This is a genomic window from Microbulbifer sp. THAF38, assembly GCF_009363535.1.
Taxonomy (GTDB): domain Bacteria; phylum Pseudomonadota; class Gammaproteobacteria; order Pseudomonadales; family Cellvibrionaceae; genus Microbulbifer.
Genome location: NZ_CP045369.1, coordinates 4,593,529 through 4,614,717, shown reverse-complemented (window position 1 = coordinate 4,614,717; position 21,189 = coordinate 4,593,529). Strand labels below are relative to the sequence as shown.

21 protein-coding genes are annotated in these 21,189 nt (G+C 54.6%); 9 read left to right on the top strand and 12 right to left on the bottom strand.

All coding sequences use genetic code 11. The features are described from left to right. The first annotated feature begins 175 nt into the window (after positions 1-175). Both FIU95_RS20085 and FIU95_RS20080 read left to right on the top strand, forming a co-directional pair. Positions 176-970, top strand: a complete 795-nt coding sequence (locus FIU95_RS20085; RefSeq protein ID WP_152455914.1) for a putative porin — start codon at positions 176-178, stop codon at positions 968-970. A 156-nt stretch (positions 971-1,126) separates the two neighbouring features. Further along, a complete protein-coding gene (locus FIU95_RS20080) occupies positions 1,127-2,158 on the top strand; it encodes a putative porin (RefSeq protein ID WP_152455912.1) in 1,032 nt (343 codons plus the stop codon). Positions 2,159-2,229: 71 nt separating this feature from the next. On the opposite strand, the gene FIU95_RS20075 is transcribed toward FIU95_RS20080, so the two are convergent. Next, entirely contained in the window at positions 2,230-3,516 is a 1,287-nt protein-coding gene (locus tag FIU95_RS20075; protein WP_152455910.1) for a M48 family metalloprotease, read from the bottom strand. 69 nt (positions 3,517-3,585) lie between these two features. Between FIU95_RS20075 and FIU95_RS20070 the strand changes: the two genes are divergently transcribed. The 4 genes from FIU95_RS20070 (at position 3,586) to FIU95_RS20055 (ending at position 5,880) form a co-directional block, all read left to right on the top strand. Further along, positions 3,586-4,065, top strand: coding sequence for a DUF4265 domain-containing protein (locus tag FIU95_RS20070; RefSeq protein ID WP_152455908.1), 480 nt, complete (start codon positions 3,586-3,588; stop codon positions 4,063-4,065). Between the two features lie 68 nt (positions 4,066-4,133). Beyond that, positions 4,134-4,910, top strand: a complete 777-nt coding sequence (yaaA, locus tag FIU95_RS20065; protein ID WP_152455907.1) for a peroxide stress protein YaaA — start codon at positions 4,134-4,136, stop codon at positions 4,908-4,910. Beyond that, positions 4,907-5,518, top strand: a complete 612-nt coding sequence (locus tag FIU95_RS20060) for a DUF938 domain-containing protein (RefSeq protein WP_152455905.1) — start codon at positions 4,907-4,909, stop codon at positions 5,516-5,518. Before yaaA ends, FIU95_RS20060 begins: the two co-directional genes overlap by 4 nt. Positions 5,519-5,520: 2 nt before the next feature. Then, complete coding sequence (locus tag FIU95_RS20055) at positions 5,521-5,880, top strand: hypothetical protein (protein ID WP_152455903.1); 360 nt, start codon at positions 5,521-5,523, stop codon at positions 5,878-5,880. A gap of 22 nt (positions 5,881-5,902) precedes the next feature. On the opposite strand, the gene phoR is transcribed toward FIU95_RS20055, so the two are convergent. The 4 genes from phoR to FIU95_RS20035 all read right to left on the bottom strand — a co-directional run bounded on the left by phoR (position 5,903) and on the right by FIU95_RS20035 (position 9,669). Beyond that, entirely contained in the window at positions 5,903-7,234 is a 1,332-nt protein-coding gene (gene phoR, locus FIU95_RS20050) for a phosphate regulon sensor histidine kinase PhoR (RefSeq protein WP_152455901.1), read from the bottom strand. Positions 7,235-7,367: 133 nt separating this feature from the next. Beyond that, positions 7,368-8,072 carry a phosphate regulon transcriptional regulator PhoB gene (phoB, locus tag FIU95_RS20045; protein WP_152455898.1) on the bottom strand — a complete coding sequence of 235 codons (705 nt, stop codon included), beginning with the start codon at positions 8,070-8,072 and terminating at the stop codon, positions 7,368-7,370. Positions 8,073-8,181: 109 nt separating this feature from the next. Next, entirely contained in the window at positions 8,182-9,024 is an 843-nt protein-coding gene (ubiA, locus tag FIU95_RS20040; protein WP_152456480.1) for a 4-hydroxybenzoate octaprenyltransferase, read from the bottom strand. Between the two features lie 63 nt (positions 9,025-9,087). Beyond that, a complete protein-coding gene (locus FIU95_RS20035) occupies positions 9,088-9,669 on the bottom strand; it encodes a chorismate lyase (RefSeq protein ID WP_152455896.1) in 582 nt (193 codons plus the stop codon). Between the two features lie 146 nt (positions 9,670-9,815). Here FIU95_RS20035 and FIU95_RS20030 point away from each other — a divergent pair, with 146 nt between their 5' ends. Beyond that, positions 9,816-11,135, top strand: coding sequence for a dicarboxylate/amino acid:cation symporter (locus FIU95_RS20030; protein WP_152455894.1), 1,320 nt, complete (start codon positions 9,816-9,818; stop codon positions 11,133-11,135). Positions 11,136-11,147: 12 nt separating this feature from the next. On the opposite strand, the gene recG is transcribed toward FIU95_RS20030, so the two are convergent. Further along, positions 11,148-13,250: an ATP-dependent DNA helicase RecG gene (gene recG, locus FIU95_RS20025; RefSeq protein ID WP_152455892.1), complete on the bottom strand. Its 2,103-nt coding sequence runs from the start codon at positions 13,248-13,250 to the stop codon at positions 11,148-11,150. Then, positions 13,229-14,152 carry a hydrogen peroxide-inducible genes activator gene (locus tag FIU95_RS20020; RefSeq protein WP_152455890.1) on the bottom strand — a complete coding sequence of 308 codons (924 nt, stop codon included), beginning with the start codon at positions 14,150-14,152 and terminating at the stop codon, positions 13,229-13,231. Before FIU95_RS20020 ends, recG begins: the two co-directional genes overlap by 22 nt. Positions 14,153-14,341: 189 nt before the next feature. Between FIU95_RS20020 and FIU95_RS20015 the strand changes: the two genes are divergently transcribed. After that, the gene (locus FIU95_RS20015; protein ID WP_020413961.1) at positions 14,342-14,602 is read left to right on the top strand and encodes a GlsB/YeaQ/YmgE family stress response membrane protein; all 261 of its coding nucleotides are present in this window, start codon (positions 14,342-14,344) and stop codon (positions 14,600-14,602) included. Positions 14,603-14,833: 231 nt separating this feature from the next. After that, the gene (locus tag FIU95_RS20010) at positions 14,834-15,718 is read left to right on the top strand and encodes an NAD-dependent epimerase/dehydratase family protein (protein WP_152455888.1); all 885 of its coding nucleotides are present in this window, start codon (positions 14,834-14,836) and stop codon (positions 15,716-15,718) included. Between the two features lie 95 nt (positions 15,719-15,813). Here the strand turns inward: FIU95_RS20010 and FIU95_RS20005 are convergent, their stop codons facing one another. From FIU95_RS20005 to FIU95_RS19985, 5 genes are all read right to left on the bottom strand, one after another. Further along, on the bottom strand, positions 15,814-16,197 hold the full coding sequence (locus FIU95_RS20005; protein ID WP_152455886.1) for a Rid family detoxifying hydrolase: 384 nt from the start codon (positions 16,195-16,197) through the stop codon (positions 15,814-15,816). A 143-nt stretch (positions 16,198-16,340) separates the two neighbouring features. Continuing rightward, positions 16,341-18,458, bottom strand: coding sequence for a bifunctional GTP diphosphokinase/guanosine-3',5'-bis pyrophosphate 3'-pyrophosphohydrolase (gene spoT / locus FIU95_RS20000; RefSeq protein WP_152455884.1), 2,118 nt, complete (start codon positions 18,456-18,458; stop codon positions 16,341-16,343). Positions 18,459-18,512: 54 nt separating this feature from the next. Then, a complete protein-coding gene (gene rpoZ, locus FIU95_RS19995; RefSeq protein ID WP_152456479.1) occupies positions 18,513-18,776 on the bottom strand; it encodes a DNA-directed RNA polymerase subunit omega in 264 nt (87 codons plus the stop codon). A 100-nt stretch (positions 18,777-18,876) separates the two neighbouring features. Next, a complete protein-coding gene (gene gmk, locus FIU95_RS19990; RefSeq protein ID WP_152455882.1) occupies positions 18,877-19,497 on the bottom strand; it encodes a guanylate kinase in 621 nt (206 codons plus the stop codon). A gap of 245 nt (positions 19,498-19,742) precedes the next feature. Then, positions 19,743-20,987 carry a sterol desaturase family protein gene (locus FIU95_RS19985; protein ID WP_152455880.1) on the bottom strand — a complete coding sequence of 415 codons (1,245 nt, stop codon included), beginning with the start codon at positions 20,985-20,987 and terminating at the stop codon, positions 19,743-19,745. Positions 20,988-21,189: the final 202 nt, after the last annotated feature.

The following is a 21,189-nucleotide window of genomic DNA, read 5'->3' as shown; positions in this document are numbered from 1 at the left end:
CGGCAACATGTAATTTAGTACAGACTTCGTCATTCGCTATATCCTCCGTTTTCATTCCCTTCGTCGCAAAGTCTTTAGAAACTGACTTTGTGTAATTAGCTGTGGTTGCGGACAAAAAAACTTTTGCTACAATCCGCATCCCAATTTGGATCCATAGTTAACGAAGGATTTTAAAATGAGATTCAAGCTCGCAGCTCTTCCCCTGATGCTTCTCGCCGCAACCGCTGGTGCCGAGGAGTACAACTCTTTTACTAAATCTAAGTACACCAATTTAGAGAATGATGCAGATAGGTTTACTATTGGCAGCCAGTATTTTTTTAGTGGAAAAGAAACTCTCGGTCCTCTGAAAGAATTTGAGTACATCAACAAAGTTAGCAATATTTACGGTGATTTTTCTCATTACAATGAAGGTAGTGAAGACTCTGATATTTTTACAGTTGGTGGAGAATACTTCGCATCTAACGGGATCGTTTTGGGTGCTCAGTTAGCCGATTGGGGCGAGGAAAATATTGATACTCTATCAATAGGTTATCTCTTTACTCCTAACTTCCTGGTTAGCCTGGAGCATGAAGATAACGACAGCGATAATGAGTTGTCTGTAAATGCTCGTTATAACCATCAGCTGAATGCAACAGATTACATCGGTTTCGACTTTTCCGTTGACGAAGAGTTTGATACCCGCAGCTTGTCCTCGAAGTATTTTACTCACCTGGGTGGCGAGCAGTACCTGACAGCAGAGCTGGCTTATGTTAGCTACGATGAGGGCGATGACTATTGGAAGTTGGGCACAGAGTACTTCTTTACTCAGCGCACCTCCGTCGGCTTTACGCTCGATGAAAATGAAGAGTTTAAGCTGGGCATGAATCATTTCTTCAACCGCAACTTCGCAGTTGAAGCGGCTTATATTTCCAATACTGACAGCGATGATGATTACGATACTTACCAAATTGGAATGACCGTACAGCTGTAAGTCATAAAAAGAGCTATCTTAGGTAGCTCTTTTCTTAATTCATTATCGGCTTTGACCTAAGCGTTTATTTCTTGTCATATTGTTATTGTTTATAGCAACAAAAAATAATCGCTATTGAAATCTTGTAGCTCAAATTTATAGTTGGAAAAGGATTCTATGAAAAGTCTCAGGATGTCAATTTTTCCCCTGATGGTAATTGCTACTGGCGTAACGGCGGAGGAGTATAAGTCGATAACTACTTTAAATTATTCAGATTTAGAGTACTCTTATCATGATCATTACTACAGCCCTATGGGATGGCCAGATTACCCAACGTCAGGTTATTTTGTTGAGGAAAGAAAATCAGAAACCTCAACCGTAGGTACTACTTACTTTTTTGGAGGAAAAGAAACTCTAGGGCCTCTAAAAGAATTTGAGTACATCAATAAGGTTAACAATATATCAGTACAATTCACCCGGTTAGAAGATTCGGCAGATTATTGGTGGCGGAAAAATAACCATCAAAATTCATTTTCTACAAAAGGTGAGTATTTTTCTGAAAATGGTGTAGTGCTGAGTACTGAAGTGCTTAACCAAAGAGATAAAGATGTTTATAGTCAGTCAGTCGGTTATTTATTTACTCCGAATCTTTTAGTGAAATTGAACTATAGTGATTTTGAGTATGATATTAAATATAAGACTTTCAGTGTAGATGAAGAAGTTCCCTCATGGACTAGCCGGCATTTCAAGTTTGATGAAGAAGAGTTTTCATTAACCGCTCAGTATAACCACCAATTGAGTGATACTGACTATCTTGGTTTTACCATGATTATTGGCGAGGAAACAGACGATCATACTTTATCCTCCAAATACTTCGTGAATTTTGGAAATGATAAATATCTAAGTGTTGAAGCGAATTATTATCATGGGAACGGAAGAGCATGGGATAATGTTTCCGAATTGAACGCCTCCGGGTTGAATGCAGAGTTCTATTTTAATAAAGAGACTTCCGTCAATATAGCCTATGATGAAAATCATCGTTATAAATTAGGGTTCTCCCACTTCTTTAATCGGAATATTGCCTTTGACGTAGCTTACTTTGCTGCAGCAACAAATAAGTACAATGGATATTACGAAGATTATGGGTGTGATGATTGCGATGCTTATCGGTATGACGAATACCGGCTGGGCCTGAGAGTTCAGTTATAATCTTCTGAAAAGAAAAGGGCTATTTAATAGCCCTTTTTAATTTTTAAAATCAAAACTTCTAATCGGTAAATTCAGCCTTTCCCCGTCAAGGCCTGCATCCGGGCCTGCGCTTTAGAGCCAATTTCTCCTCCCGCCCCGGCTGCAGTTTCATAGTGCTTAAAAGCACTTTGTTTATTCCCCTGCTTTTCATATACCTCGCCCAGGTAGAAGTGTGCGTAGGCTGTTTCCAGGTAGCGTAGTGAGCGGTTTAAGTCTCTCTCCGCTGCGGTGTAATCATTTAGCTGCGCACTTGCCATGCCGCGTTTTAACCAGTGGGAAAACAGTGCAGGGTTTTTCTGCACGGCACGGTCATAGGCTTGGTGGGCTTTATCAAATAGTTTTTTCTGGGCGAGTAGATCTCCTTCCAGTGCGAAGAAAGAGGCCTCTTTTGGTTGTTGCTTTTGTGCCTTTCGTACCAAATTCAGTGCCGTATCAAACTGCTTTTTATTGGCTGCGTTTAGGGCATCATCATAATTTTCATAGGCATCGGCATCACGTTTCAGTTGCGCTATGGCTTTTTGATAGGCATCGCGGTTGGTAACCCCGCCCTTGGGCAGGGATTTACTGTGCTCGATATTGGCGCTGACACGGGATTGTGATGGCGGGTGGCTGGCGAAGAGGGCTTCCAGGCCATTGCTTTGGCGACCCTTGGAGAGTTCAACGAACTTGCGTTGCAGACGCACGGCGCCCTGGGGATCATAGCCGGCGGCAGCCATATATTTCATGCCGTATTCGTCAGACTCCAGTTCGTTACTGCGACCATAGCGGGCGATATAGGCGGAGCCTCCCAGCTGACTGCCGGTAGAAATAAGGTCTGCATAGGCGGATTCCTTGGTGGCCGCACCGAGTACTGCCAGCCCCGCCCCGAGCACCTGCTGCTGTGACATGGCGGTGGCGGAGTGGCGTGCTGCAGCGTGAACTATCTCGTGGCCGAGTACAGCGGCCAGTTCCGCTTCATCCTCGAGCAGGACCAGCAAGCCCCGGTTAATGGCGATTTTGCCTCCAGGCAGTGCCCAGGCGTTGGGAACGGAGTTGTTCAACACCACAAATTCATAGGGTAGCTGCGGTTGGTCCGAGACCCGTGCCAGTTTCTGCCCAACCCGGTTCACATACTCTTGCAAACTGGGGTCTATGGTGTACTGGCCACCCTGCTGTTGCTGGTTGATCGGGTATTGTTGCTGCCCTAAATTCAATTCCTGTTGGGTTGAAATCAGGGAAAGCTGTTGCTCTCCGGTCACCGGATTGGTGACACAGCCACTGAGAATTGAGGTCGCTGTCAACGCCAGTGCGGCGAAGAAAGCCTGGTTACGCGAGATCATTGCTTGCCTCCCTGTATAATGCCGAGTATTCAACGATCACCCATTGTACACAGTCGGGGAATAGAGGTTATGACGGCACTTCAGGTAATTGAGTTATTTGCGGGCACCAATCCCGATGGCGAACCGGTGGTGGAGCGCTTACAGGTGCGTGTCAACGAGGATGATAGTTGCCAGTTGGTGCGTTCTCCCGCGTTTATAAAAGGCATCGCCAGCGGCGATTGCATTAAGGTGGATAAAGATACCCAGCAGTTCGAGCTGGTAAAGCGTTCGGGTAATCTGGCGATCCGCGTCTTTTGTCGCGGTAACAGCGCCGAACTTTCCGACCGCTTGAGCCCACAGTTGGAAAAACTTGGAGGAGAGCTGGATCTGGAAGTTCCACGAATGCTGGTATACAGCATCCATGTGAGCTGTGGTTTCGACAAAATTGAACAAATTCTTAATAGTGTCTGCGATGGTGCTAACAGTGCTTGGTACTACGGCAATGTCTACGACCCCAAAGATGGCCAGACCCCACTCAATTGGTGGCAGGATATACTGAAGCCAGAGTAGGCTATTGACCGCCGGTCCGAGCGGCTGGACCCAAACGGAAAGCGAAGCAGCGATAAGTAAGGCACCCGATGTTAATAGTGATTTCTCCAGCCAAGACGCTGGATTACGAGAGCGAAATTCCCACCCTGGAAACCACTCAACCGGATTTTCTCAAGGAGTCAGCGGCACTAATCAAAGAGTTGCGTGATTTGAGTCCGCAACAGGTCTCTAGCCTGATGAAGATTTCCGACAAGCTCGGTGTGCTGAATTACGATCGCTTCCAATCCTGGAAACGCCCTTTCACTGATAAGAATGCACGCCCAGCCCTGCTCGCTTTTAAGGGTGATGTTTACACTGGTCTGGCTGCCGAAACCATGGGTAAGCGCGATTTCAGCTATGCCCAGAAGCACCTGCGTATGCTCTCCGGCCTCTATGGCCTATTGCGCCCACTGGATCTGATGCAGCCCTACCGCCTGGAGATGGGGACCAAATTTGAAAACAGTCGCGGTAAAAATCTGTATGAATTTTGGGGAGAGCAAATTACTGAGGCGCTCAATTTACAGCTGCAAGCGCTGAAGAGTCGGGAGTTGGTCAACCTCGCTTCTAATGAGTATTTCAAGGCGGTAAAGCCCAAAGCGCTCGATGCGGAGGTAATCACTCCCCACTTCAAAGATCTAAAAAATGGTCAGTACAAAATGATCAGTTTCTTTGCCAAAAAGGCGCGGGGCATGATGAGCCGCTGGGCCATTGAGCAGCGGGTGAAGAAGGCGGAGGAGCTTAAAGGCTTTGATATGGCTGGCTATTCCTATAACTCGAAGATGTCCAGTGAACGGGATTGGGTTTTTACTCGGGATGAGCAGCCGTGAGCGATTCCAGTCTGCCGGATGCGCCGGCTTGTGCGCGCAATCGCGATCCAATACTTTCCCACTTGCGCCGCCTGTTGGAGGATAGCCAAAAGGTATTGGAGGTGGGGAGCGGCACGGGCCAGCATGCGGTCTATTTTGCCCCGCGCCTGCCCCACTTAATCTGGCAGACCTCGGAACGCGCAGAAATGCTGCCCGGCGTACGCGCCTGGCTGGCGAGTGTGCCCGCACAGAACCTGCGCCAACCATTGACCCTGGATGTCGATGCGTCCTGGCCTGAGTTGAATTTTGATGCGGTGTTTAGTGCGAATACCCTGCACATCATGTCGCGGGAGTCGGTCCAGCGCTTTTTTCACCAACTGCGTACCCTGCTACAACCTGGTGGTTTGTTGGTTGTTTATGGCCCTTTCAAGATCGATGGTAGTTTTATCGGCCCCAGCAATGCAGATTTCGACACCTATCTTAAAGAGCGCAATCCCGACAGCGGTATTCGCGATCTGGAGTGGTTGGACCAGTTGGCAGGGGATGTAGGCATGCAGCGAGAAGAATTAAATTACCTGCCAGCGAACAATCAGTTGGTTGTTTGGCGTAAAAACGATAACAAGGAGTGATTATGCCCGTATGGTTTGAAGTGTCGGTCGTTGTGGCGTTTGCCATTGGGGCTGTTTTCTTTTTCGCTAAATACCGCGAGACCGCCGCCGCCCTGCATGAGAGTGAGCGTATGAAAACACGTCTCTCCAATGACTTGAATCGCTATAAGGATGTACCGCGGCTGCGAGCTTTGCGCGATGCATTGGTCGGTACCAAACCTCTGCCCGTAGATGATGACGGCAATGAGCATCTGCTATTGCGGGATGGAGACTTGCAGTTGCATCACTTGATTTTGCGCCGGGAGAGTACCCCGGTACACGATGAAGAGGAAGCTACCTACATAAAAGATGGTGAGCCGGTAAAGCTGTCAGAATTTGAATAGCTTTTACTGATACAGGGGCGGATCAGGAATCCGCCTTTTCGTTTTGTAGCAGTGCCCTGGAGGGTTTTTCTTCCAGCTTGGTGGAGGGGAAGTGCAGGGTGAAGGTACTGCCCTGACCGGGGACGCTCCGAACACTCATTTCTGCGCCGTGGCGCAACAGTACATGTTTGACAATGGCCAGGCCCAATCCCGTACCGCCACTATCGCGGGAGCGACCGGGGTCTACTCGGTAAAAACGTTCGGTAAGACGCGGGATATGAATCGGATCTATGCCGATACCCTGGTCCTGCACACTGAAGTGTCCGCCATCCTTATCCTGCCACCAGCGCAGCTGGATTTCTCCGTTCCCCGGACTGTATTTCACCGCATTGAACGCAAGATTAGCGAAGGCGCTGTGTAGCTCGCTGGCATCGCCGCGAATGCTGCAATCCCCTTCGCAGTCCACCGTGACCGGGTGGCGGTCACCGCTAAAGCTGCGTGCCTCCCGGGCAACCCGCTCCATCAACTCGCGGACATCCACGGAGACGTCGCTGGATTTCCGCTCGGAAGTCTCCAGGCGTGCCAGGAGGAGCAGATCATTGACCAACGTGGTCATACGCGCGGCTTGTTCCTCCATCTGAACCAGAGGGCGACGCCAGGCGGGGGGAGCCATATCGCTGCTCTGTAGGGTTTCCAGGTAGCCGGCGATTACGGTGAGCGGAGTGCGCAGTTCGTGGGAGACGTTAGCGACAAAATCCCGGCGCATCTGCTCGAGATTGTGCAGGCGAGTGATATCGCGAACGATCACCAGAGCTTCATCCTTACCGTAGCGGGTGACTTCCAGCTGCAGGTGAAGAGCTTCATTACCCGGCGCCTGCAGGGTCAGTGGTCCGCGGGGACTGTTGTCCTCGCTGTGCATATAGCTGACAAATCCGGGATCGCGCACGAAGTTCACCAGGGACTGTCCCTGATCGCTGGACTGTAGGCCGAGCAGCTCGCCGGCGGCGGGGTTCCACCAAGCCAGATGGTCGCCATTTTCCAATGCCACAATACCTTCGCGCAGGGCACTGGTACTGTCCTGAACACGGCGCAACATGGCGTGCAGCTTTTGTTTTTCGCGGCGGTGGCGGCGCTGCATGCGGTAGAAGTCGTCGTAGATTTCGCCCCAGATGCCAAAAGCGGTGGGCGCAGGGCCGCGGCGGCCATTGGCCAGCCAGCGATTGAAACGGTGCTGTTGCCACAGCACCGAGAGCAGGTAGGCTGCCAGCCCCAAGATCAGGGTCAGGGACCACTCGGAGGTGGTGAACCCTAGGGTTAAGCAGCCCAGTGCAATAATTAAAAAGCGCGAAAATTCGCCAATACTGCGATCCAACATAGCCTTGCCGTGTTACCTGGCGGTCGTCGGGAGGGCTGGTGTCCACCCCCGCACTCAGTACATCTTAGAAACCCGGTCCTCTACAGGAATGACCAAGGGTTACCGCGGGAGTCAGTGCCGATCCAGGGGATTGTCACACTTTTTCGACAGTTTGCACAGAAAATCGATAGCCGGTGCCGCGCACCGTCTGGATATAGCGGTCGTGACCATCCAGTGCCAGCGCCTTGCGCAGGCGGCGGATATGCACGTCGACCGTGCGCTCCTCCACATACACATTACCGCCCCAGACATGGTCCAGCAGCTGGGTGCGGGTGTAGGCACGCTCCTGGTGAGAGAGGAAGAAGGTCAGCAGGCGAAATTCGGTCGGGCCCATATCCACCGGCTGTCCCTTGATGTTGACCCTGTGGCTGAGAGGGTCCAGAACCAAATCTCCGGCGCTGAGGGGGTCTTCGGGGGTGGCTGGGCCGGCGCGGCGCAGCACTGCCTTGAGGCGCGCCACCAGTTCGCGGGGGGAGAATGGCTTGGTGATATAGTCGTCGGCGCCCGTCTCTAACCCTTTGATTTTATTATCTTCTTCACCTTTGGCGGTGAGCATGATAATGGGCACCGCAGTGGTCAGCTCGTCGCGTTTGAGGCGGCGGGCCAGCTCCACACCGGATACATCGGGCAGCATCCAATCGAGGAGAATGAGGTCTGGCTTTTCGTCGATGACCAGGGCGTGGGCCTCCTGGGCGTTCTCCGCCTCCAGGCAGCGGTAGTCTGCCATTTCCAACGCCACCCGTAGCATATCGCGGACTGCTGCTTCGTCGTCGACAATCAGGATTGTTTTACTGTGCATTTGGCTGCCATACCCGTTCTGTTGTCAGAAGTTCCCGGTTATGACCGGGGATTAAACGGGATTTATATGACAAATATATGACGGTTATGCCTCAACTCCCAGACCTGGATCAATTGAAGAGGTAATGCAGGAATATTCCGGCAAATATCGCCAATCCGACCCAGTTGTTATGGAGAAATGCTTTGAAGCAGGCGTTTCTGTCCCGGTCGCGGATCAGCCACTGCTGGTAGCAGAAGAATGCCGCCACGATAGCCATAGCCACATAGTAAATGGCTCCGAGAGCAAAGCGCTGGCCCATCAACAGTAGTGCCAATAACACCAAAAACTGCAGGGCTGCAGTCATGGCTCTGTCCATATCCCCGAACAGAATTGCCGTGGATTTGACCCCGATTTTCAGGTCGTCATCCCGATCCACCATGGCGTAGAAGGTGTCGTAGCAGAGAGTCCACAACAGGTTGGCAGTATAAAGAAGCCAAGCCTGTGGCGGGACTTCGCCAGTCACTGCGGCAAAAGCCATGGGGATGCCCATACTGAATGCCGCACCCAGTACCACTTGTGGCAGGTGAGTATGGCGCTTTGCGAAGGGGTAGCAGAAGGCCAATGCCAGTGCTGGCAATGACAATAAAATCGTGAGCAGGTTGGTGGTGAGGACCAGTAGAAAAGCCGCGAAGCTGAGCCCGGCAAAGAGGCCCAGGGCTGCCTTGGGGGTAATGCTTCCTGTGGCGAGGGGGCGCGTGGCGGTGCGCTTTACATGGCCGTCAATCTCGCGGTCGGCAAAGTCGTTTACCGCACAGCCGGCCGCGCGCATCAGTATGACTCCCAGAGTGAACACCGCAAACAGGTGCTGCCCTGGCCAGCCGCCCGCGGCGAGCCAAAGTGCGGCCCAGGTTGGCCATAGCAGTAGCAGGGAGCCGATGGGCCTATCCATACGCGCCAATTGCCAATAGGGCATTACTGCGGGCCAGCGCGCGGCGATTTGTTGGCTGATCACGGTAGCTTATCTCCCTGTGTTTGGTTATTGGTTTGTGGGGGCTATGGGTGGGCCGTCGGGACGAAAGTGCGTGAGGAAGGCCTCTGCCACCAGCAGGGGTTTGCCCCGCAGCCAAAATATTGAACGGCGCCCCCAGACGTTATCGCCCTCGTTGCAGAGCCCTTGAGCCTGCAAATCGGGGTTGCGGCGCAATTGGTTGAACTCTATCTCACCGCGGCGAATCCCCGGTTCGCTGAAAAGCAGCTCCCCCAGGGGGCGGCTGTCCAGGCTGCGCAGGTTGCGGGACTTGCCCTGCAGGCTGCGCAGGGGCAGGACACTACGAGCGTAAACCCAGGGCTGGCCACAGCCCAGCAATAGAACCTCTCGCACCAGGGCGCGGCTGCGGCGATTTAAATTGAGTGCGCGGCACTCCTCGGCGCGGGGCAGTTGCCAGCTCTGGCCGAGTACCCGCACGCTAAAGTCCCCCCCACTTAATTGCTTCAGGGCTGCAGTGAGCGAACCGGTGTACGCCAGCCACGGCATCAGGTTTTCCGGTGGCTGGGACTGCGCCGGTTCAAATGGCCGCCCCTGCCAATCGCCCGCAGGTACAAATGGAGATTGGTGCAACGATAACTCCGCAGTCTGCAAAAGGGGGCATTGTACCCTGCCCTCTGGCGGCTGGCGCCACCCCGTTGGATTTTTGCTCACCGGGGCGGCAATGGATATAGTGCTCCCTTTAATGAAAACAATGAATTTATAAAGAGAAGCTTGTTATGGGGCTTACGACCAAAATTCTTCTGGGGATGGTGGCGGGCATCGGCCTGGGGGTCTTGTTCAATTACTTGAATGCCAGCCAGTTGTTGGGTGCCGGCGTTACCGAGGCCATCAATCTCTATCTGACAGAGGGGCTCTTCGACATCATCGGCCGGATCTTTATCGCCTCGCTGAAATTGATGGTGGTGCCACTGGTATTGGTTTCCTTGATCAGCGGTGCCTGTGCCCTGTCAGAGGGCAGTCGGATCGGGCCGCTGGCGGGTAAAACTGTCCTGCTTTACATGCTCACTACGGCGATTGCCATAACAGTGGCCCTGTGCCTGGCACTGGTATTCCAGCCTGGGGTTGGTGTGAGTGAGGCCGCTGCGACAGTAAATTCTACATTCCAGCCAAAGGAGTCTCCGCCCCTTTCTGAAGTCCTGGTGAATATCTTCCCCACCAACCCGGTCGCGGCTATGGCCGAAGGCAATATGCTGCAGATTATCGTGTTTGCCCTGTTGATGGGCTACGCGATTTCCCGTTGCGGTGAGCCGGGCCAGCGAATTGCCGCTTTCTTTAACGATTTGAATACCGTTGTACTGCGCATGGTTGGAGTGCTGATGGTATTTGCACCCTATGGAGTATTCGCTCTCTTGGCGAAGACATTTGCGGATCTTGGATTCAGTGGGTTAGTGCAACTGGGTAAATACTTCCTGGTCGTTTTATCTGCCCTGTTGCTCCATGCTCTGGGTGTTTACTCGATAATCTTGAAGCTTTTGAGCGGCCTCAACCCGCTGGAGCTGCTAAAGAAAATGTGGTCGACCATGGTCTTCGCTTTCAGTACCGCATCCTCAGCGGCTACCATCCCGGTAACCCTGTCGACGGTGGAAAAGCGTCTCGGCGTCGATAACAAGATCGCTGCTTTTACTGTACCCCTTGGCGCCACTATTAATATGGATGGCACCGCGATTATGCAGGGGGTGGCTACGGTCTTTATCGCCCAATTCTATGGCATTGATATTGGTTTTACCGGCTATCTCACCGTAATTCTGACGGCAACTCTGGCCTCCATTGGTACCGCGGGTGTGCCCGGAGTTGGTCTGATCATGCTCGGTATGGTGCTGCAGCAGGTGGGTCTGCCGCTGGAGGGTATCGCGATTATTATCGGCGTCGACCGCTTGTTGGATATGGTGCGCACTGCAGTGAATATCACCGGCGATGCGGTGGTGAGCAGCGTGGTGGCGAAGAGTGAGGGCGCACTGGATGAGGAGGTCTACTATGACTCCAATTACAACAGTGTAAATGCCAACGACCAGCAAAATACTATCGGCGCCCACTGAGGCGCCCAGGTATCAAGCCTCGGCAAAGCGGGGCTTGTTCTGTAGCCAGCGCTTGATCAGCTGGCTGCGCATTTCCTGATTCAGAGCCGGAGATACGGCGATTTTTTGCACCTGCGGCAGCAGTTCCGCATCCCGCTGTAGGTCGGCGATGCGGTGCTGGATCTCCCCGGTCTGGCGGGTGCCGAGAATTTCACCGGGGCCGCGCAAACGCAGGTCCTCTTCCGCGATGGCGAAGCCGTCGCTGTGCTGGCGCAGTGCCTGTAAACGCGCGCGGCCATTTTGTGAAAGCGGAGTGCCGTAAAGCAGTACACAGTGACTGGCAATAGAACCGCGCCCTACCCGACCGCGTAGCTGGTGCAGCTGGGCGAGGCCCAGGCGTTCGGGGTTTTCGATAATCATCAGGCTGGCATTGGGCACATCCACCCCGACCTCGATCACCGTTGTTGCTACAAGCAGATCCACCTCACCGGCTTTAAAGGCACTCATAACCTGCTCTTTCTGTTCCGGCTTGAGGCGCCCGTGTACCAGGGCTACGCGCGCACCGTCGAGCATCTCCGCTAATACCTCGGCGGTGGACTCCGCTGCCTGAGCCTGCAGGCTCTCGGACTCCTCAATCAGGGTACAGACCCAATAGGCCTGGCGCCCTTCGGCGATGGCACAGTGCACTCTTTCCATCACCTGATCGCGGCGATCGTTGGAGATTGCCACGGTGTTGATCGGCTGGCGCCCGGGGGGCAGCTCGTCGATGATGGAGCAATCCAGGTCGGCAAAGGCGGACATTGCCAGGGTGCGGGGTATCGGGGTAGCGGTCATGATCAACTGGTGTGGCTGCAGCCTGCCGGTCGCTCCGCTGGCAGCGCCCTTCTCGCGCAACTCCAAACGCTGGCGCACCCCGAAGCGGTGTTGCTCGTCGATAATTACCAGCACCAAATTGTGGAATACCACGCCTTCCTGGAAGAGCGCGTGGGTGCCCACCACCAGCTGCGCCTCGCCACTGGCAATTTTGCCCAACTGCTCGCGTCGCTCGGCGGCCTTTAAGCTACCGGTGAGTTGCGCGACCTGAACACCGAGAGGTTCAAGCCAGTTGCAGAAGTTGATTCTGTGTTGTTCGGCGAGAATCTCAGTCGGTGCCATCACCACCACCTGAGCCCCAGCGCCGATGCCTTTGAGGGCGGCCATGGCGGCTACCAGAGTCTTGCCGGCGCCGACGTCACCTTGCAGCAGGCGCATCATGGGGATGTCCTGGGCGAGGTCTTCGGCGATCTCCTCGCAGACCCGCTGTTGTGCACCGGTGAGCGCAAATGGCAGGCGCGAGCGAAAATCCCTCTCCAGGGATTTGTTTACGGGCAGTGGCGGTGCCGCGACCCTGGCGCTGTTGCGCCGCAGTTCCAGCAGGCTCAAGTGGTGTGCGAGCAGTTCTTCCAATGCCAGGCGCTGCTGCGCGGGATGCGTGCCGGCGGCGAGCTGTTCCAGCTGGGTGCCGGCAGGGGGCGAATGCAAATAAATCAGGGCGTCACTCAGGGGATAACGCAGTGTTTTTGGTAACAACTCAGCGGGTAGCAGCTCAGTAACCGCTCCGCTTCGCAGTAGAGCCACTGCCTGCTGCATCAGGTCGCGCATACGCCCCTGGCTAACGCCTTCGGTCAGGGGGTAAACCGGTGTCAGGGTTTCCTCAGTAGCGGCGTTTTCACTGCCGACCACCTCAGTTTCCGGGTGGTACAGCTCCAGGCCGGCGGCGCCGCGTCGTGCCTCGCCGAAGCAACGCACGCGGATACCGCGGGCAAAGCGATTTTTCTGCGCTGCAGAAAAGTGGAAAAAACGCAGGGTGATACTGCCGCTCATATCCTGCAGCTTCACTACCAAGCTGCGTCGGCGGCCGAAGACCACATCGGCTGCGGTCACTTCACCTTCAATAACGGCGTCCATGCCGGCGGTGAGTCCGGCTACCGGCACGACCCGGGTGCGATCCTGGTAGCGCAGTGGCAGGTGGAACAGCAGGTCCTGCAGGGAGTGGATATGCAGTTTGGCCAGCACCTGGGCAAACTTGTCCCCTACCCCTTTGAGGTTGGTGACCGGCTGATCCGCGAGGCTGTTTATGGCTCGATCAGGTGACACTGGCTGATGGCCTCACGCAATATATCGATAGCACGGTGGCGTGGAAAACTGGCGCGCCAGGCCAGGGCGACGGTGCGTCGAGGGCCGGGTGCCTTAAAGGGGCGGGTCTCCAGCAGCCCGCTGGCATATTGCGAGGCGGTGGCAGCGGAGAATGGCAATACGGTGATGCCGAGCCCGGAAGCCACCATGTGTCTCAGGGTTTCCAGCGAACTGCCATCGGCAGCTGTGCGAATGCCTCCACCGCCACTCTCCTTGTCCATAGTCACCTGTAAATGTGGGCAGGCTTCCAGCACCTGGTCGCGGAAACAGTGGCCCTCCCCCAGCAGCAGTACATTATCTTTGGTGAGCTGCTCGGGCTCTATGAATTCCTGCTGTGCAAGGGGGTGTCCCGCCGGCATTAAAACTACAAAGGGCTCGTCATAAAGTGGCTGGGTGACGACATCGGGCTCGGTGAATGGCAGCGCAATAATGATCGCATCCAACTCCCCCTTGCGCAGGCGCTGGCGCAGGGTGGCGGTGTAACCCTCTTCTACATAAAGGGGCATGTCCGGTGCTAAGTGCTGCAGCTGCGGAATAAAATGAGGGAACAGATAGGGACCGATGGTGAATATCGCCCCAACCGAGAGGGGGCTCGCCAGTTGGTCTTTACCGGCGCTGGCGATATCTTTAATGGCGGCGGATTGCTCCAGCACCAGTTGGGCCTGGGCGACAATGCGCTCTCCCAGTGGTGTGGCCTGTACCCGTGTCTTGGAGCGTTCGAACAGGGCGACCCCCAACTCTTTCTCCAACTTTTTTACCGCGATAGATAGGGTCGGTTGGCTGACGAAGCAGCGTTCGGCAGCGCGGCCGAAGTGCTGTTCCTGAGCGAGAGTGACTATGTAGCGCAGTTCATTGAGGGTCATGGTAAAGACAATTAAAGAATAGTAGTTGATAGCTATTATTCATAAATAATGGCCGCTGGCCACTACTGAACTTCAAGCTGTCGCCTCAAGCACAAAGTTGGAAAAAATTACCAATTATGGAAGGGTATATGGGATTGAGGCGCAAAATTTTGCTATATCTTATGGGGGCCAACAGAATGGAGAAACGCCATGGGAGTTTTATCCTGGATTATTCTCGGACTGATTGCCGGCGCCTTAGCGAAATGGATCATGCCAGGTAAAGATCCCGGTGGTTGGATAGTCACAATGGTGATTGGCATCATTGGGGCCTTTATCGGTGGTTGGTTGGGCGCCCTGATTGGATTCGGTGGACCCGTGACCGGTTTCGGATTTGGCGACATAATAACGGCCACCATTGGTGCGATTATCTTTCTCGCTGTCTACCGCTTACTCAAACGGCGCGGTAATTAGTTCAATTTCAGAGTGGCAGATGGAATGGCGAGGCGCGAAAGTGCCCCGCATCGTTATTCATGGACGGTAAAGCCGCAATCGTTTGCGGATAATTTTTGGCGTACCGCATAAACGGCCGGAGAAAAGGCTAGGGGTTCCCCAGGTAGGGTTTCTCCAGCGGGACGCAACAGCACAATATCAAGGGAATATGGCAATCGACGCTATCCCAGGCGCCCGATTGCCGGGAACTATATGACACAAAAAGAGAAGCTTTGGATCCTTGGGTGTGGCGACCTCGGGGCGCGTCTTGCGCTCAATATAGATCGCAAGCAATACAGCGTATACGGCATGCGGCGCAATCCACTGGTGGCTCTGGCGAGTAAGCGACGGGCAGATGCCGTCAATTGGCGCCGCGGGGATGCGACCAAGGTGGGGGATATAGAGCGCCTGCTGGCGGATGGTGCCGATATCATCCTCGCCACATTTACCCCGGATGAACATACCCCAAGCGGTTATCAGCGCGCCTATGTGGAGACTGCCCGGGCGCTGAGTGAGGCCGTTTCGCGCTTGCCAAAACCACCGCGCATGGTGATTTGGGCATCTTCCACCCGCGTGTATGGCCAAAGCGGCGATGATTTTCTCGATGAGCAGACGCTCCCTGTGCCCAGTGGTTTTCAGGGGGAGGCACTGCTCGCGGCGGAGGATATTATTCACTCGGCGATACCGGGTGCCTGCATTGTACGCTTTGCCGGTATCTATGGCCCCGGTCGCGACCGCCTGCTCTCCCAGGTGCGCGCAGGTCGCTGTGCCCCGCCCCAGCCCCCCCAATTCAGCAATCGTATTCATGTGGATGACTGCATTGGCTTTTTGCTGCACCTGGTTGAAAGACACAAGCAGGGTTGGAAGCCGGAGCCACTGTATATTGGTGCTGACAGCAAGCCGGTGCCCATGTATGAACTGCAGCAATGGCTGGTGAAGGCGATGGGTTACACCAGTGCCCATCTGCGTGAGATTGTGCAGACCAGTGAGCGCCGCTCGAAGAAGCTCAGTAACCAGCGCATGCTCGCCAGTGGCTATCAGCTTAAATATCCCGATTACAAAGTGGGCTACAGCGCATTATTGGAAGCGGAAGGCTAGTAAAAAGCTAAGAGTGGGAAATTTAAGAGAGTGAAAGGTAGAACAGTGAATGAGCCGGGTGTGTGCCCGGCTCTGCAGCATCGTGCTTTCCTGGGTTAGGGCACCATTACTCCTTCGGCTTCAAATTGCGCTCCGAGAGGCAGCTCTTTAACCACCACGGTGGCACGCGCTGGGTATGGCTCCTGGAAAAACTCTGTCATTACCTCATTCACCGCAGCAAAGTTGCTGCTGTCGGTGATGTACAGGTTGAGCTTTACAATATGCTGAAGCGAGCCATCCGAGGCCTCACATACCGCCCCCAAATTGTGGAAAACCTGGCGCGCCTCATCGGCAAAACTGCCTGAAACCATCTGCTGGGTTTTGGGGTCCAGTCCTATCTGCCCTGACAGGTACACAGTATCGTTGACCTTTACCGCCTGGGAGTAGGTGCCGGCTGCTTTGGGAGCCTTGTCTGTCTTGATAATCGCGCGGTTGGGCATTGGGCACTCCATTACTTATTGCTATTTGCAGAAAGCGGGTAAATATAGCGCGCTTTAATGCTGAATGGCAGCGACGCTAAAGGCCAAGAAAAGCCAAAAACTTATCTGCTGTGATCCGCTAACAAATATATCGACAGATTATCTCAAGGGCGTGAGATGCGGATTACAGATGGCAGATTGCGCAGCCTCTTCATGACCCTCGCCAGATGAATCCGACCGCTCACTTCCAGGGTGAGAGAAATCACACTGTTATGGGCGTCCTTTTCGTCCACGTTGATCTGCTCGATACTGGCGCCCTCTTCGGTAATACGAGTGGCCAGGCGCGCGATAATGCCGCGCTCAGACTCCACTTCCACCCGCACATCGCCGAGGAATTCCCCGCGCACATCCGGCGACCAGTTCACCGGCATGAGGTTTTCCGGGTGTTCGCGGAATTCGTTGGTATTGCGGCAGGTATCCCTGTGCACTACCACGCCTTTGCCTGAGCTGATATGGCCGATAATGGTATCTCCCGGAATCGGCCGGCAGCAGCGTGCGAAACTGATCATCATGCCCTCCTGGGCGTCGATGGTCAGCGGTGAGGAGATGTTGCTCGCTTCCGCCTCTTCACTGTGAGAAGGGGTCAATAGCTTGGCTGCGGAGAAGGCTACCTTGTTGCCGAGGCCTATCTCCTCCAGCAGTTTTTCCAACGTGGGACATTTGGCTTCCTTCAGTCCCTGCTCCAGTTGCTCCGGTGTCAGTTCTTCCAGGCGGGTATTAAATTTACCCAGGGCCTTTTCGAGCAGGCGCCGCCCCAGAGCGATGGAATCGTGGTGGCGCTGGTGCTTGAGGAAGTGACGGATGGCGCTGCGGGCCTTGGCGGTGACAACAAAGTTGAGCCAGTTTGGATTTGGCTGAGCGTTTTTACGGGTGAGAATCTCCACTTTTTGCCCGCTGGCCAGCGGCTGCGACAGGGGCGCCAACCGCTGGTTGATCCGCACGGCCACACAGGAGTTGCCGATATCTGTATGCACTGAGTAGGCGAAATCCACGGCGGTGGCACCGGCGGGCAGATCGACAATCTGCCCCTTGGGAGTGAATACATAGACCTCGTCGGGGAAGAGGTCGATTTTAACGTTCTCGATAAACTCCAGGGAGTCGCCGGCGCGCTGCTGCATTTCCAGCAGGCCCTGCACCCAGCGGCGTGCGCGCACCTGGCTGGTACCGCCAGTATTGATTACCTCATCGCCGGAGGCCTTGTACAGCCAATGGGCGGCGATGCCGCTGTTGGCCATTTCGTCCATTTCCTTGGTGCGGATCTGCACCTCGATAGGCACCCCGTGCATGCCCAGCAGTACGGTGTGCAGGGACTGATACCCATTGGATTTGGGGATGGCAACATAATCCTTGAATTCGGAGATGACCGGTTTGTACAGGCTGTGCATCACGCCCAGCACCCGGTAGCAGGTGTCCACGCTGTCCACGATGATGCGGAAAGCGTAGACATCCATGATCTCTTTGAAGGATTTCTTCTTGGTGCGCATCTTTTGGTAGATGCTGAACAGGTGCTTCTCGCGACCGATCACCAGGGAGCTTATTCCCTCCCGCTGCAGACGCAGCTCTATGGCGTTCTGAATCTGCTCCAACAGTTCCTTGCGATTGCCGCGCGCGGCTACCAGCGCGGCGCGCAGCCGGCTGGCGCGCAGCGGATGAATCGCAAAAAAGGCGCGGTCCTCAAATTCGATACGCACATCGTTCATTCCCAGGCGGTGGGCAATGGGTGCATAAATTTCCAGGGTTTCGCGGGCGATGCGGTGACGCTTTTGCGGCTTGAGTGCGCCTAGGGTGCGCATATTGTGCAGGCGGTCGGCCAGCTTGACCAAAATCACGCGGATATCGCGCGCCATGGCCAGGGCCATTTTCTGGAAGTTTTCCGCCTGTTTTTCCGCAGCGCTATCCGTCTCAAACTGGGTCAGCTTGGAAACGCCGTCGACAATATCGGCAACCTCACCACCAAACTGCTCTTCCAGAGCGGCTTTGGGGATTCCGGTGTCTTCGATCACATCGTGGAGCATGGCCGCTGCCAGACTCTCGTGATCCATATGCATGCCGGCGAGAATTGTGGCCACCGCCAGAGGGTGGGTCACGTAGGGCTCGCCAGAACGGCGCTGCTGACCGTCGTGGGCCTGTTCCGCGTAGAAATAGGCGCGACGGACTATCTGGATTTGCTCGGGAGGCAGGTATGAGGAGAGGCGGTGGGCCAGACTATCGATGGTGTGCAATGCCGCGCGCGCCTCTCATATAACTCATAAAACTCTGGTCAGAACAGATCGAACTCAGATTTCCTGGTCGGATAGATAAGCCGGGGCGGCCATGGGCGCCGGGGCCTCTTCGCGGTCAGGCTGATCGAGAATACTCGCATCTACCAAGCCTTCCTCGATTTCGCGCAGGGCGATAACGGTGGGCTTGTCGTTCTCTTCTGGAACCATCGGATCCTGTCCGCCGGTGGCGATCTGGCGGGCGCGTTTACTACCCACGATTACGAGTTCGAAGCGGTTGTCGACGTGATCCAGGCAATCTTCAACGGTGATACGTGCCATAAACTTTCGGTTCCATTCACTGTGCCCGGGAGGGCGAATTCTGTTCGGGGGACCGGTTATTTTACCGGACCGCGGAGTGTACGCAATTCGATCAACCGGCTCAATGGCGCAGCAGTGCCTGCAACAGATCACCGTGGCGTTTCTGTTGCTTTTTCAGACGTTGGCGCTGGGCGGTGAAAATGGAACGAAGCTCCACCAGGGCCTGCTCGAAATCGTCGTTGATCACCAGGTAGTCCGCTTCTACATAGTGGGTCATTTCATCGATGGCCTGATCCATACGGCGCTCGATTACACTTTCGTCATCCTGGCCACGGCCGGTGAGGCGCTCGCGCAGCGCTTCTTGGGAGGGCGGCAAAATAAAAATGCCGATGGTTTCCGAGTGCAGCCGACGCACCTGGGCGGCGCCCTGCCAGTCGATTTCCAGAACCACATCGCGACCGCTGGCGAGAATTTCCTCGATACTGCCCTTGGAAGTCCCGTAGTAATTATCACCGTATACCTGGGCGTGCTCGAAGAAAGCATCCTGCTCAAGCATTGCCAGAAACTCCTCGCGCGACACGAAATGGTAATCGACACCGTTGACCTCACCGGGGCGCATAGGCCGGGTGGTGTGGGAGGTAGAAACGGTGATTTGACTGTCGCTATCCACCAGCGCTTTGACGAGGCTGGTTTTCCCAGCACCGGAGGGGGCGGATACGGTATAGAGGGTTCCTGTTTGCACAACTGATCCTGTTAGGGGGCAAAGCGCGCATTATAACCGAAGCGGTTACACGAGCGGTGACTGGCAGTTGCGCAATCCCAAGGAGATATAGGGGGGAAAAGGCTAAACCCCGGCCGGAGTTGGGGGGTATGTGTTGGGAGTTTCAGGGGGCGCTACAAACTGCCTCCTGAGCCCGGCCGGGATCGCCCAGCGGGAGATTGCTCGATCACCACCAATATCCTGTAATCGAGGTTCACTCCTGGTTGCTAATCGCAAACGACAGCGACTGTATCCTCTTTGCCGGTGATTGCCAACCACCCCCAGGCCAGAGCGCTGAGTGCGATATAAGCACTAAAAACTGGGACAAATTGTGCACTTAACAGCGGCAGGGCCCCGCAGTAGAGGGTCAGGCGTAGTGGCTCCAGATATTTTGCCAGGGGGTGGTTATCGAGAATGCGCCCATTGACCACCAGGCTAAAAACCAACAGGGCCACTGCGGCCAGCAGTGAGGTAATCTCCAGACTCTGGTAGTACCAGAGTAGGGCCAGGGTAGCGGTGGAATAGCAGAGGTGCTGGCCCAGCGCATAGTTACGCCGGCCCCGACGAATCTGCGGATTGTAACGCTGGAAATGCGCCAAATCGGTGGAGGGCACAGGCATCGCTGCTTCGGCATCGGCGGGACGGTAGCCGGTGGGGCGGAACCAAAGGGTAAATTTATCCCTCCAGTTTTTGGTATACCAGGCGTCCTGAGCCATGCGTTTTAAATGTTGCAGGTTGGCCGCCAGCGGATCGAAAGTGTTTAGGGGTTTGCGCACACCGTAAATGCACGGTTCCTCCTTCAATTCCTCTTGATAGGTGCCGAACAGTCGGTCCCACAAAATCAGGATTCCGCCGTAATTTTTATCCACATAAACCTTGTTCTGCGCATGGTGCACACGGTGGTTGGAAGGGGTAATCAGCAACCACTCCATCCAACGGATTTTGGGAATTTTTTGGGTGTGTACCCAGAATTGGTAAATCAGGTCTATAGCACCAGCGGCGATCACCATTTCCGCCGGCAAGCCAATCAATAGCAGGGGCAAATAGAACACCCAATCCAACTGCAGGCCTCCACTGGACTGGCGCAGAGCGGTGGTAAGGTTGTAATCCTCACTTTGGTGATGAACCAAATGTTCCGCCCAAAACACGTTCACTTCATGGCAGATACGGTGCTTCCAGTAATAACAAAAGTCGTAAGCGAGCACAGCCAGCGCCAGATGCCATCCGTTGCTCATAGACCAGTTAAAGCCGACTGCCTGGTAGTAGGGCTGTAGCAGCTGGAACAGAGGGATGTAAATCACCAGAAACAGGCTCTTGTAGGTGAGACCCAGGATACGGCTGAGGATGCCTGTACTCAGGTTGCCCAGGGCATCGTTGAGGCGATAGAGCCCCCAGCCTTTCCAGCGGTCCAGGGCGAGCTCGGTGAGCACGGCGATCAGGAAAAAGGGGATGGCGAAGGTAATCAGATCCACGGCGACCTCTTATTGTTATTGCTTCATACCGTATCAATGGACTTTGCCACACGGGACCAGAGGTAAAAATATCCACAGGATCTGGATTCCGAAATCCGTCAGTATTTCCAGTCGGATTCGGGTGATTGTTGAGCCTGTTAATACGGCAGCTTTGAGATGGGGGTAGCTTGGACCGGGATTGGGTTCAGGAATGAAATCCGGT